At 39.1% G+C, this 13,682-nt stretch carries 12 protein-coding genes; 4 read left to right on the top strand and 8 right to left on the bottom strand.

Annotation, left to right across the window (positions count from 1 at the left end; genetic code table 11):
* The first annotated feature begins 67 nt into the window (after nucleotides 1-67).
* The 3 genes from ACEQ81_RS15950 to ACEQ81_RS15960 all read left to right on the top strand — a co-directional run bounded on the left by ACEQ81_RS15950 (nucleotide 68) and on the right by ACEQ81_RS15960 (nucleotide 2,918).
* A complete protein-coding gene (locus ACEQ81_RS15950; RefSeq protein WP_411031909.1) occupies nucleotides 68-748 on the top strand; it encodes a DUF4331 family protein in 681 nt (226 codons plus the stop codon).
* A 23-nt stretch (nucleotides 749-771) separates the two neighbouring features.
* On the top strand, nucleotides 772-1,545 hold the full coding sequence (locus ACEQ81_RS15955; RefSeq protein ID WP_411031910.1) for a hypothetical protein: 774 nt from the start codon (nucleotides 772-774) through the stop codon (nucleotides 1,543-1,545).
* 89 nt (nucleotides 1,546-1,634) lie between these two features.
* The gene (locus tag ACEQ81_RS15960) at nucleotides 1,635-2,918 is read left to right on the top strand and encodes a tetratricopeptide repeat protein (RefSeq protein ID WP_411031911.1); all 1,284 of its coding nucleotides are present in this window, start codon (nucleotides 1,635-1,637) and stop codon (nucleotides 2,916-2,918) included.
* Between the two features lie 397 nt (nucleotides 2,919-3,315).
* Here the strand turns inward: ACEQ81_RS15960 and ACEQ81_RS15965 are convergent, their stop codons facing one another.
* The 8 genes from ACEQ81_RS15965 to ACEQ81_RS16000 form a co-directional block, all read right to left on the bottom strand.
* Nucleotides 3,316-4,107, bottom strand: coding sequence for an anti-sigma factor domain-containing protein (locus ACEQ81_RS15965; RefSeq protein WP_411031912.1), 792 nt, complete (start codon nucleotides 4,105-4,107; stop codon nucleotides 3,316-3,318).
* Nucleotides 4,108-4,638 carry an RNA polymerase sigma factor gene (locus ACEQ81_RS15970; protein WP_411031913.1) on the bottom strand — a complete coding sequence of 177 codons (531 nt, stop codon included), beginning with the start codon at nucleotides 4,636-4,638 and terminating at the stop codon, nucleotides 4,108-4,110.
* A 74-nt stretch (nucleotides 4,639-4,712) separates the two neighbouring features.
* On the bottom strand, nucleotides 4,713-5,291 hold the full coding sequence (locus tag ACEQ81_RS15975; RefSeq protein ID WP_411031914.1) for a superoxide dismutase family protein: 579 nt from the start codon (nucleotides 5,289-5,291) through the stop codon (nucleotides 4,713-4,715).
* 133 nt (nucleotides 5,292-5,424) lie between these two features.
* Nucleotides 5,425-6,051, bottom strand: coding sequence for a hypothetical protein (locus ACEQ81_RS15980; RefSeq protein ID WP_411031915.1), 627 nt, complete (start codon nucleotides 6,049-6,051; stop codon nucleotides 5,425-5,427).
* Nucleotides 6,052-6,057: 6 nt separating this feature from the next.
* The gene (locus tag ACEQ81_RS15985) at nucleotides 6,058-6,876 is read right to left on the bottom strand and encodes a CPBP family intramembrane glutamic endopeptidase (protein WP_411031916.1); all 819 of its coding nucleotides are present in this window, start codon (nucleotides 6,874-6,876) and stop codon (nucleotides 6,058-6,060) included.
* Between the two features lie 55 nt (nucleotides 6,877-6,931).
* A complete protein-coding gene (locus ACEQ81_RS15990) occupies nucleotides 6,932-7,438 on the bottom strand; it encodes a DinB family protein (RefSeq protein WP_411031917.1) in 507 nt (168 codons plus the stop codon).
* 51 nt (nucleotides 7,439-7,489) lie between these two features.
* Nucleotides 7,490-10,594 carry a carboxypeptidase-like regulatory domain-containing protein gene (locus ACEQ81_RS15995; RefSeq protein WP_411031918.1) on the bottom strand — a complete coding sequence of 1,035 codons (3,105 nt, stop codon included), beginning with the start codon at nucleotides 10,592-10,594 and terminating at the stop codon, nucleotides 7,490-7,492.
* A 63-nt stretch (nucleotides 10,595-10,657) separates the two neighbouring features.
* Complete coding sequence (locus ACEQ81_RS16000; protein WP_411031919.1) at nucleotides 10,658-12,418, bottom strand: serine hydrolase; 1,761 nt, start codon at nucleotides 12,416-12,418, stop codon at nucleotides 10,658-10,660.
* Nucleotides 12,419-12,768: 350 nt separating this feature from the next.
* On the opposite strand from ACEQ81_RS16000, the gene ACEQ81_RS16005 reads away from it, so the two are divergent.
* A complete protein-coding gene (locus tag ACEQ81_RS16005) occupies nucleotides 12,769-13,665 on the top strand; it encodes a helix-turn-helix domain-containing protein (RefSeq protein WP_411031920.1) in 897 nt (298 codons plus the stop codon).
* Nucleotides 13,666-13,682: the final 17 nt, after the last annotated feature.

Consider the following 13,682-nt stretch of genomic DNA (forward strand, 5'->3'; position numbering starts at 1 on the left):
GAAAAAACAAAACCCCCTCACGGCAGGTTGCGTAGGTAAGGGCAATGCTAATAATAATTAACTTATCATGAAAAACAAAAGAAGAAAATTGGGCCTTATTGGCCTTAGTATTATGGGGCTGGTCCTAATTGCGGCAGACCATATTGATGCACCTTCATCTAGGGGTACTACCGCCGATATTGCGGATCTTTATGCCTTTGAGCCCAGCGAGGGTTCAGACAACACGGTTTTTGCAGTTGACTTGCAATCGGACATTTTGCCAGAGCTGGCCTACGGCACTTTTGACGAAACGGTATTGACCGAGATTAATATCGACACCGATGGCGATTTAGTTGAAGATTTGGTCATTCAAGCCATACCAAGAAATGGAAACATGTATTTTTTTGGACCTGTGGCTCCATTGGAAACCGGGTTAAGGAGCCAGGTGTTGGTAGATTCTCCACTTGGTAATGTGGAGATTTCGGGCACAACAGCCATTATTGAGACCACATCGGAAGGTGTTTCACTTTTTGCCGGACCAAGACAGGATCCCTTCTTTTTCGATTTCTTTCAATTTAATGCGGTAGCAGGCGGAATGGCCCCTGAAGGATTTAAGACCCCGGAAGAGGCCTCAGATGCTTTCGATGGTACCAATACCATGTCCATAGTTATGGAAATACCCAATAGTCTCCTGGGCACGCCTACAGGAACAAATATTTTAGGAATCCCTGTTTACAAGGTGTGGGTTACCACCAATAAAAAACAATAGAACATTAATCTAACACAAAAAAAATGAAACTATTCAATTTAAAATATTTGCTGTTTTCTATGATAGCGGTAATATCCCTGGGCGCTTGCAATAATGATGATGATGCGCAAATTCCGGGTATGATGGCCGAGGCCAGTTGTACCGATGGTATTAAAAATGGCGATGAAACCGATATAGATTGTGGCGGTTCTTGTGAGCCCTGTGCTATTTCCTTGGATTTCTCCGGCGACTACGCCCAGGTAGATCATATGGGGCGACCCGGAATTAATACTACCCTGGGCTTTGATATGGAAGGGCAACCCAGCATAAAAGATGCCAATAACAATACCATAGCCTCTGAAATGGGAGCCGCCTTCCAAGCTGCTTTTGAGGCCAGATTAGAGCAATATCACGATGTTTATGCCAATTTACTGGGGTTAGATCCCTTGGCCGTAAACTATGAAAACAACATTTTGGGGCTAGATGCAGCTACACTGACAGGTGCTTTAGCAGCCGATGCCTTAGACGTTGCTCCGGATGCACCGACCACCTATTTTAACCCAGGTACGGATCTGGACAATGATGGTCGGATTTTGGTTCCGGATGGAGATGAAATAGCGCTCACAGGAAGATCGTTGAGCGATGATTTTGTAGATGTGTCATTGATCTTGTTTTTTGGAGGTGCTGAAGGAACACGGTTCAGCGGGCAAGATTTGGACGATGACGGTACCGCCGATTTGCCTAGGCTAACATCCGATGGTGTTGGTCTAACATCGGATATCTCTGATACCTTTCCTTACTTGGGTGCTCCCGAATAAGAACTTTTGACTATGAAGAAGAGAAAAGGGGAGGGGCATCTATTTTCCTCCTCTTTTTAAAAAGATGTTTAACAACTAAAATTCCGATCATGAAATTTATAACACTAGTAATGGGGCTACTCATCTTAAGTGCCTGTCATACAGAAAAGAAACCTGTTGGTGCAATTACCAATGAAAATGATTACAACAAATTCCTTACTGCCGAGGCTCCGACCACCACGTCCAAGTATTTTGAAATTTGGAATTCGAAAATAAAACCAGATAGTATGCAGCTTACCAGCTTTGGTATTGTAGCCAGCGAATATAACCGCTATTTTAAATCTACCGGAGATATCCAATATCTAAAGAAAGCAGCACAGGCTTTGCACAGGGCGGTGACCATAGCAGCGGTGGGAAAATCTAATTATTATAGGGCCTTGGCCCGAAATTACATTGCACAACATCGGTTTAAGGAGGCATTGGAATGGGCCGTGAAGGCCCATAATCTTGGGAGCGGACTAAAAGAATCGGAGCAGCTACTTTTTGATGTTCATATGGAATTGGGCAATTATACCGAGGCAGAAAGTTATTTAAAGAAAATTAGAAATATGTCGGACTTTGGATACCTGATCCGACTTGCCAAATGGAGCGATCATAAAGGAGATCTTACCAAGGCCATTGGATTTATGGAAATTGCCAAGAGAATAGCCGAAACTTCTAAAAATAAAGAACTGATACTTTGGTCCTATACAAATTTGGCAGATTACTATGGTCATGCCGGTCGTATCAAAAAATCATACGACCATTACCTTAAATCCTTACAATTGGATCCCAAAAATGCATACGCCAAAAAAGGCATCGCATGGATTGTGTTTTCGTACGAAAGAAATGCTACCGAAGCCCTACGCATTTTGGATGCCGTTACACATCAAAACCAAAGCCCTGATTATTGGCTGTTAAAAGCAGAAATAGCGGAATATTTAGAAGATAACCAGAAAAAAGACTCCTATTTGGAACAGTTTGATCGTGAAGTTGGTAATCCTTCCTATGGGGACATGTACAACGGTCATACTGTTGCATTGTTACAAGAAAGACCGGATACCACTGATAAGGCTTTGCATTTGGCAATGAAAGAGGTGCAAAATAGGGCAACTCCCCAAACGTATGATATGTTGGCATACAGTTATTTGAAACGTGGCGATAAAAACAAGGCCATGGAAATTGCCGAAAAGCATGTGGCGGGACAAACCCAGGAACCCGAAATCTTGTATCATTTGGCTGAAATCTATAAAGAAAATGGGGTTACCGAAAAAGTAGCGGACCTTAAGGAAGCGTTGCAGCAGGCAATTTATGAACTGGGCCCGTTAATGGAACAAAGGATAAGTGAATTGTAGTGGTAAATAAGATGGCAACACCTAAGGTTTTGCATCGTGCACCCCATTTTTTACAAGATGTTTGTTTTATTTTTAGGTTGTTTTTAAGAGCACCATGGTCTCACGGCCATGGTGTTTCATCGAATTTTAACAGTTTTTTTAGGCGGTTTCGGACGAAATGTATATTATTACCGTTCAAATGCCGTTATAGTACTACTTTATAAGCCCTAAATAGTACAGATTTAACCTAAGGACATTTAAAAATTGTCCGAAAGACCAACACAAATTATAACTGTTATGGAATACTTTCTTTTCTTTCTTTGGATTTCAGCAATGTTGTTTGTGGCTCTGAAAGTATTGGCGGCCCATAGGTCGTTACAGAAGCATACACGAATGAGGAAATAACCTCTTTTCCGTTCTAAGATGTTGTAGCACCAAGCGCGTACAATTGTTCTAAGTTGGGTACTTCACTACCACCTGCCGGTTCTAGTGTAATGCCAAAAGCTTCCGATTCGTTTTCGTTTAGTAAGGCGAAGACCTTATTTCCGTTTAAATCAAAATTTTCTAGTAGTCCAATACTCGTAGGGCTAAACGGATCTAATTTTAAAGACCATACCTGATATACCTTACCCTTGGGAGGTGCGGGTAATCCTTGGGCATCTATAAAAACCTTTTTTTCTTGTTTGTTCCAAAAAGCCTTTGCATAAGCGTTTGGCGAAATATCTTGTCCGGCAAGGGGTATCACCGCTATATTTTTGTCGCGCAAGGTGTTCAGCAATTTTTCAGAATCTTCCAAGGAATTTCTAGCTTCTAAAATTTGCTCTTCCATTACCGCATTTTCTTGGGTAACCACATCTATATTGGATTTTAGCTCTTTATTGTCGCTATAAAACCAGAGCATTCCTGCTGCAAAAAGAGCGGCCGCCGCCCAGCCCGAATATATTTTCCAATTTATTTTGTTACCTGGTAGTGTTAATGCCTTGGACGATTTGGTTTCATTGAGGCGAGATTTTAACTTTTCAAAATTTGTGGTACCGGAATAGGAAGCTGCACTCATAGCGAGAATGGCCGCCTCTATTTGTTCTATTTCTTTCCTTATTTCCGGGTGCTCGTTGGCCAAATGATATATTTCTAAATTCTCTTCATCAGATAGTGTGCCGGCTACGTAGAGTTCCAAAATCCCAGAGGCTATGTACTTTTTTACATCCATCTACGAAAATATATTATCTCTTAACTGCGAAATGCAGTTTCTGTTTCTTGTTTTTACCGTTCCCAACGGAATCTGCAATTGCTCGGCCGCCTCCTTTTGGGTATACCCTTTAAAATATAGCAGTTCTATGAGCTGTACGCATTTATCCTTTAAGTTTTTTAATAAGTTGGTAAGTCCTATTGCATCAACTTTTTTATTGAGGTTATCGTCATTCTCAAGGGTACCTACGAAATAATCTGCGGATAAGTTTTTTTTACGGTCCTTGTACGATTTTGATCTAAGTTCATCAATGGCCGCGTTTCTGGCAATATTTAGGATCCATGTAAAGAATCTGCCTTTAGATGGATCATAACTTTCCGCCTTGTTCCACACTTTTAAGAAAACATCCTGACAGATTTCTTGGGCAACATCATTATCACCTACAATGACATTGATTACACCACAAATGTTCTCCGAGTACATTTCATGGAGTTTCTCAAAAGCAACCATGTCCTTTTTTTGAAAAAGTGCAATTAAATCATCTAGCTCCATGCAAGGGCTTTTATTATATCAAGTTATAAAAAAAGCTGCCCAAAAGACAGCTTTTTACATGATATTTACCACAATTATTGTATGATTCCCGTACAACTGACACGGGCACCGGCGGCTCCGCTGGGCTGGGAGGTAAAGTCGTCCACACCTTGGTGAACAATTACGGCCTTGCCGATAATATTTTTTGTATCGTCATCGCACCCAATACACCATTGGTCTGTAGAAAAAGCGACGGTGGCATTCCCTTCGGCGTCCGCTGTAAGGTTGCCTATATCCCCTTTGTGATATCCTTCCTCTGCGCCCCATTTGGCGTGTGGTTGGAATGTAGGGTTCCAATGCCCTCCTGTAGATTTACCATCCGCGGAGGAGCAATCTGCCTTTTCATGAATGTGTATGGCATGTTCTCCCTCGGAAAGCCCGGTTAATTTGGCAATCATGCTTACCTGCGAGTCTTCTTGGGTAAAAGTCACTTCACCGGTAACATTGCTATCGCTCTTAGGCTCCATGGTGAAGGAAATGGTTTTTACCTGTAGTTCTTCTTTGATTTCATCAACTGCCGTTTCCATCTCCTCTTTTACTTCCTTTTTAACTTCCTTACAGTTATAGGAAACCAGGATAACAAGTCCTGTAAACAAAAGTTTTATTTTTTTCATGGTCTGTAGTTTAATTATTGCTTTTAAAGTTACACATTATTTCAGCCTAGGGCAACCTATTGTTTAAAATGATTTGTATTAATACGATGTGCTGACCCATGTTAGTAAACATATAATTTTTTAGGACAATCACTTATTTAAATAGATACAATATGGCCAGGTAAATCATAAAACAACCTAGTGCCACCAAGTAGGGCTTGTAATTTCTTTTAGCAGCTTTATCCCAAAAAATTAAACCAATAAGTAGCGCATTGACTAATAGGTACGGTAATTCCAGGAACCTTAGATAAACCGAATCAAGCGTAAGGTAAATAATCCTTCCCAAGGTGGGGCCCACAAAAATGAGTGCAATGGCGATCATATAGCGCATATGAATGGTAACGTTCTTCTTGTTCCGCATTGCCAATACATAGAATAGGATAAGCAGAATAACATCTAAACTGGCGTTTATTGGAAAAGAACCGCTACTGTACTGTTTTACCATTTGTGGTAAGAACGACAGAATTAATGCTGAAAAAACGACGTATGAAACCTTTCCAAAGATTCGATGCAGTTTAAAGTTTTTATATCTAATTAGCAATGGCTGGACAATGAGCAATGTTATCCACAAGGAGGCCGTAAACGCGTGTACATGGGTATAGATATCTACGGTGCCTTCAAATTCGGGAGCCAGGACAAAATAGGTCTTGTAAAACCCAAAAAATGTCAGTGGTATGAAAAGCAAAAAAATGAACCCAAGATTCCTGTATTGTTTTTCCATAATGCGCTATGTTGTTACCGGTTTATTTTTATTACTTCGAGATAATATAATGGCCACGATAATGATAAGTCCAACCTGAATCACTAATAGGTTCTTGTCACTTAAGGCGTCGGCTCCTAGAAAACCGTGCGTGAAATTCATTCCTCCATGTAATAATATTGCCAACAAGACGCTGCCTTTTGTTCTATTGTATAACCAGGAAAAAATAACCCCCATAGCAGTCATTAATGGTATGTATGCCAAAACGGACATATTGCCAACAGCTTTAGGTAAAAACAGTATTAAAGGTAGATGCCATATGCTCCATAGGAATCCAATAACTAAACCGGAAAGATTTGGATTGTATTTTTGTTGCATCATTTCCTGGGCATAACCCCTCCATCCCAACTCTTCAGCTATTGGCCCACCCAATAATGTGTTAATTAAGAAAAAAAGAGGAGACAGCAGTATGGCCACCATAAGTTGCCCCTCTGCCAAACCCATGCCCTGCAATATTGCTGCGGAACTTGGTAAATCCCCGCCCAAAGCTTTATGGATTAAAACCGCGATTGTACCAATGAATAAAATACCAAAAATGGAAAAAATATAGTATTTAAAAGGTACTCTCCAAATCAGAAGTTTTTTTAGCAGTTGCTTAATTCCTGTTTTTCCGTGACTGCGGTATGTTAGGATCAGGGCAGCAATTGTTGGCCCCCAAGCCCCGGGTAATACCAAAAATTCACTTACTTCTTCTGAGAAATAAAAGGGACTCCAAAGCCCCCATGAGATTAGAAACGTAAGTATAAAGTAATTATAAATGTTTGGTTTCTTTTTTTTTTCGGTCATATCATAATTTTTTCTTGCTATCAATGTACAAATTAAAGTAACCGTATGGATATTTCTAATAGGCCAATAATTTGATATTCAACTTTTTGTAATCACCGATTATCTGGGCCAAATGGTGCTCCACATGAAATATATAATCCCAAATGAGATAAGACAGATTCGATTCTTTCCCTTTTTGCAAGGTCCGCATACTTATCTTATCAAAGTTATGATGCACGGTTTTCCGGTTCATAACAGATTTGGGAATTACAGCGATTAACTGCGAAATATGAATATTTATCATTTCCCAAATTTTCAGAATTTCTTCCGCATTTCTAGATTGATAATTGTTCAACTTCACCCAATTTACTTGGTCGTAGCCCTCAAAAATTAAATCGTCCTTCGTTTGGGCAAGCAGTATTCTACTATAATTGTTTACCCCAGAATCTATTAAATGACCTAGAATTTGTTTTTTGGACCATTTTTCATCCGACGGCTTAAACGACATGTTTTTAGCATCAATTTCCTTAATTTGTTTCGAACCATTTTCTACAATACTAAGAAGCGCATCACTATAATTCATTTGTTACTTTATTTTCTGGTTGCCATTAGTAATAGTATACCTGCGCGTAAGTTAATGGAAGACCGCAATATTCGTTGCTGAAATATCTAAAAAACGGTAGTTAACATTTTTTTGTTGCAGTTTTAAAACCTTTACGGTCTCTTTCGATTTATTATTTTCTCGTATGGTAAATTTTAGGTGAGTAGGAGTGTTTTCTAGATTTCCAATATACTTGGTGTTCAATATCCATGGACCAGCACCAATGTCCTGAATCCCAAAACTTTTGGAAAAACAGCCCTTTTTACGTTCTTCTTTGAGAAGTTGTTGATTTTCCGTTTTGGTGTGGCTCCAAGTATAGTATCGGTTCAGAGGACCAACAAATTGTAGCTCAAATTCTGCATTAGGATTGTTCCACTGAACGATGATGGAGATGTCCTCCTGGTCCTGATCGAAAGTAAAACTGTCTTTATCCAACCCCAATACATTGTAATAGTTTTCCGCTAGGTCGCGCATTTCGCGCTTTACAATTTTATATAAACCATCCGTATCAGGATCCTTATGTTCCATGTTGAGATATTTTTTATACAGTTTCCATCCCTCTTTATAATCTCCATTATTAACAAAGGCTTTGGCCAAATCTCTTTGGCTTTGGGCCTGAGTTGGCTTTAAATCTAAAATTCGTTTGTAAATGGAGAGCGACTTCGTATATAAACCATGTTGTTCATAAGAATATGCCAGTAACCTTTGGGCATTAACATCTTCCGGAAATTTCTCAGCGATATTGGATAAAATTAATAATGCCATATCTCTTGCATTCCATTTTTGTAGCAAATGATGGTGTACGTCCGAAAAAAAGTGAGGCATATTTTGGTAAAGTGATCGTTGCTGTAAATAAAGTTGATAGGCATCTCCCAATGATTTTGCCTTTGCAATTTCTTGTAGGTATTTAGGTTTGCTCCCCGCATTGTGTTCTGGGAAAATAGCTTCTCCTTTATAGCCATTGTTCCTGAACAAGGTTTGGTCATACAACGATTTTTTCTCAACCTTAACATCTTCGAATGATTGATTTTTAGTGCGTACGATAATAATTCCTCCTGCGGCCATCCTACCATATCGGGCTGCCGCCCAGCTTCCCGGCATAATGGTTATGTGCTGTACATTAGTAACGTCTATGGGCGGTAAAACTCCATCGGGAGGGTACTGTAGTCCATCAATATCCCAGGCCGCAAATATACCCAGGGCCTCATTTCCACGTATTCCCACGAGATTACCAACAATTCTTACACCAGCAAATTTACCCCTTAGGGCATCTGTTAACGTTTGGGATGAGGTGTTTAAAAGATCACCTTCTATTTGTCTTATAGCAAAACCGGTGCTTTCCGGATCCAAAACCCCAAAGTTGGTAGATACTTTCTTTTTACCCATGGCATCTACGCTCAGCTTTTCCAGCCCTTTCCTTTTGTCTTCCAATACCACTTCATCCAACACTTTTACCCCTAATGGCATGGTAATACTAAGATTAGAGGTGCCGTAATTTACTGCGGCCTCTACTTTTATTCTTCCTGGGTAGGTAAACATAAGTGTTTCTCCTGCTTCTGCCAGAATTGTGAAATTCCCCTTTGTATCGGTTCTAGTTTTCCGATTGGTGTTTTTTACCTGAACAAGCACCCGCTCAATGGGGTCATCAAAATCTGAAACACTACCCCTGATGATGATCAATTTGGGTGGCGCATCTTTAGGCTTATTTTTAGAAGTGTAATTGCCTTTCATTCTTCTGTAATCTGTGGCTTTTCTAATATCGTGTAGGTCCGTTAGATTAATATAGCTCCCATCAGATTCTTCAGCAATGAAAGCCAGAAGTTCGTGATTGCCTTTCTTGTGGGTGTTGATCGGGAAAATTTTTCCATACCATTTTTGGTTAACATCGGTCATAAAACGTGCTCCGTCTGTAAACAACAGCGTAAATTCTTCTGTGTTCAGTTGCTCTAGTACGTCTATATTAGTGGCCCCATCGTTTTCTATTTGTTCAATATGGGCTTTGAGCGCGTTCCATTGACCCTTCCTGATTTCAAATGATTTCTCTTGACCCAATTTGTAACCAAAAGATTGAAAAGACACTTTAACATCTCCCATCCGTTCAAAAAATAGATCGAGATAATTCAGTTCCTTTTTCAAATCACGGTTTTCCATAGATAGTGAGTTATCCCATAGAACTTTAACCGATTTGGGCTTTTTGTTTTTCTTTTGGATATTCATGAAGGATGCTTGGTCACCTTCCAAAGGAGAAGTGTTAAGGTTGAACGCTATGGTAGTACCTTTACGAATTCTTCGCCATCTATCCTGACTTATTAACCGCGTATATGATCTTGCACCGTCGTTAAAGGCGGCAATAGCTATTCCCACCTTACCACCGTATATTTTTAGTAACTCCAGACTTACGATAAAATGGTTATTTACCACAATATCATAGGGAGAAAGATCTATGATTTCCCTACCACTTTTCTTCTTAATGGTGTAAAGGATATTTCTTTTGGAGATGTTTCGGCCCGGAAGGCCCTTTTCTATATCGTAAACGTTTACCCTCACCAGAATACTATCAGAAATACTCTTAATAATGTTGAACGATAGGTCTTCTAATTTTATGGGCCCTTTCCTGACCAAAATCTTTGAGGCATGTTCTCCGCCAAGAGCAAGACTGTCATTCCAAAACCCAATTAGATTTTTCGTTGTTTTCGAATAACCTATTCGGTTTTTTTCCACTTCGCCAACATCTACCACTACTTCTTGCAACTGATACACTTCCTCCTGTAGAAAAATAACGGGGTTGTGCGATATTCTTTTGTGAAGGTCGGAAGTTGATAACCTAAGTGGGGTGTAACCAATACGGGAGATTTGGACACTATCTATTTGATTTAACTCTTTCAATACCAAGTTAAATGTTCCATCATTATCGGACACCGTACCAATGGTTTGGTCTATAACACCAATATTTGCATAATCGACCGGTTTTCCTGTTTCTTGGTCCAATATAGTGCCCACTAATGTTTTTTGGGCAAAAAGGCCTTGAATGGAAATGAATAACATTACCATCAGGTATCTATTCCGCAAAATAAAAAGTAATGACAAAGGCACAATTAAAGATAACAAGATTTTGTTGACGATAATGAATTTTCTCATCTCCAAAAATAATTTGTCCTGTCTTTTGCACATTGGAGTCTTTCTACAAACTTTTATAGTATGTTACTGATCTACCGATAACAAAACGTAAAAATTTGGGTCAATGCCTATTGGTTTCCAATCTTTTAACCCATTTGCCCTGGCAAAGCTAATAGCCTTTGCCTTTGGCGTATATGAGACCCTGGGATATGCGGTAGAAGCGCTTTCTTTGATTTGATGTTTGTCTACCCATTCCACCCCAATAAAAACAGTTTCGGTAAGATAAATCCCGGAGTTTTCAAGATCAAATTCTAACCATCCTTTTTTCAAATTTGACGCTACCAAAATGTTGGTTTGCAAGATGTCCTTCCCCGGATTTTTTCCATCTATGCATTCAAGAATCCTTGCTCTTAGCTTAAAATTCTTGCCCAACCTGTTGTTCCTAATATGTACACGTAGTTTCATTAATTTTCCAGGAGATTCAATCTTTATTTTTGTAATTAAAGAAGCTCCGGGTATTTTACCACCGATGTATGCTCCAGAAGATACGATACCCAACCCCTTGTTACCCACTTTTACAATTTTCTTTTTCTTACCGGTTACAATCACTTCGGGTAACGCTTCAATTAGCCGAGTCATTCTGAGCGCCATAGCATCTGCATCCTGAACAGTTTTTATCTCAATTCTTTGTTTTTCGTATCCTAGTGCGGATACAGTTAGCATTTCATTGATACGCGCGGCTGGGATATTAATGGTGAAGTTTCCTTTTTCATCTGAAGCGGTACCCACATTTGTATTTTCAATACCGATATTTACGTAAGGAATAGGGGCACCGTTTTTATCGTACACAGTTCCTTTTAGGTAAGAAATTTTAGTGCTTGTATGGTGTTCTTTTTTAAGGGATGCCTTTGTAATTATATTGAGAACACCGATAACAACATTTTCTGAGGCAGGGGAGTCATAGTTAGATAAGACGGCAATATTTAAACCGGTAGGCCCATGAAAACCAATGGATGCGCTTACTCCCGGGAAAGCACCAACCAATTCAAAAATTTGCCCATTCTTTTTTAGATTCTCATTTTCAAAATTTGACGACAGTAGGGATACAGATTTTTTGGTGATAAAGTTGTGGTTAAAAACGGCATTTAAAAGGATGGATAAATCCCTTATGGAAGAATAACCGCCACCGTCCGAGGCTCCTCTCAATGATACTTCTTGGTTTGATTCAACCCATATATGGTTCTGATTTTTAACGTAGGGTTTCGCAAAAGAGGAGTCTAGTACATCCAAATATGGAAAACCTGTATCTTTCATATTAAGCGGTTCAAATATCTTTTGATTTACAAAAGAGTAAAAATCCATTCCCGAGATCTTTTCAATAACAGCTCCTAAAACTATGTATCCTTCATTACTATATTGATATTCCGAGCCGGGGTCAAAATCTAGTTTTTTCCTTGATATGAAATCTAGATACTCCGATATGCTATCGAGATCACTTCTTTTTTTAAGAAATTCCGGGTTGTTCCAATAATGTCCAAAGCCCGATTTATGGGCAAGAAGTTGCCTTATGGTAATTTTATGGGCCCGCGGATCTGAGAAGTTGAAATTAAATTTTTCAAGACTATCATCTAGCATTAGTCTTTGCTCCTCTATCAGTTTTAATGTTCCGACCATTGTAAAAAATTTACCCACTGAGGCTAAGGAAAACTTGGAAGCATGGGTATTTGCAATGCTCTTTTTTACATCGCTGTAACCACGGCATTCTTGCACTATGGTATTGGAGAAATTATCTGCCAATATTACACATCCGGAGAATTGTTTATTTAGAGCGAGGCTGTCTATCATGCTAACAACCTCTTCTTTAAGGATATCCCCGGAATACTGTGCAGTACCCCGTGTTGATAATAAACTTAGAAGGCAAAGTAGAAAGAATTGAAGGCTGACTTTATGAAGAATTGATTTATAACATGGGTCCATATACCGGTATTTGGGGCTCTTACGATTCTATTCTATGAATTTCTTTTTTCGATTTGACGAAAAATACGGTTATGAAGGTATTGTTTTGAAGACTTGAAAACATTTCAATTGTTGCGATTTAGCGTTGGTTTCAAAATGTTTAACTAAATAAGATAATTGTAACACTGGCTTTTGTTGAAAGTCTATTGAGTAAGAACTGTTATCGTAAAAGTTTATAGATGAAAGTAAGGGATAAAATAATATGCTTTAGCAACGACAAGACCCAGAGCTTCCCGGTTAAATTTTCTAATGAAATTTATATATCAAAGGGTAAATCGCCAAAATATGCCGCTCCGGTTTCCTACCGTTCATCCTATGCCATAAAATGCGTTGTAAACGGAGAGGAAGATTATTTGGTAGATGGCCAACTAAAGCGGCTAGGGACAGGTTCCGTTTTATTTGTACAACCAGATTCCAAGGTGCAATTTCTTAAAGCCAATGGTTTGGCAACATCAATTTTTCTAGAACCCGATGCTATGCTGGAAGCCCATAAGTATCTTTTATGGGGTGATAAGTTACTCGACTTTCCTTTTGACAGTTTTTCAACAGATTTCGTACCGTTCTTACCTATTAAGACCACTTGCAGTGGCCCAGAGCTTAAAAGGATAATAAATATGGTAGCAGCAAATTCCAATGCCGTTTTGGATGAATCTTTTTATTTGGAGCTGGCCGAAAATGTAATCCTTGCCCAGAATAAACTTGGCCTGGAAAAAAACAATTTAAAATTTAAGCGTAAAAAAACTAGGCTAGAAATTTTTAGGCGATTGTCCGTCGTTAGGGAATATATAGAAGATAATCTCTATAAAAATATAAGCCTTGATGAGCTATCCCATGTTTCTTGCTTATCCAAGTATTACATGGTTAGAACATTTAGACAACTTTACGGAAAATCGCCTTACCAATTTCATTTAGAACTTAAACTAAATAAAATGCACGCCCTAATTAACTCCGATTTGCAAATTGAATCTTTAAGAAGCTTGGCATCGGATTTTGGATTCTACGAGTACTCGGTTTTTTACAAACACTATATGCGGTTCTTCAACAAAAAACCTAGTCTTAATAGGGGTTTTCGCTAAGAAGGAGCAAGCTATTG

This window comes from Spongiimicrobium sp. 3-5 (assembly GCF_046557915.1).
In the GTDB taxonomy this organism is placed as follows: Bacteria; Bacteroidota; Bacteroidia; order Flavobacteriales; family Flavobacteriaceae; genus JBHEBG01.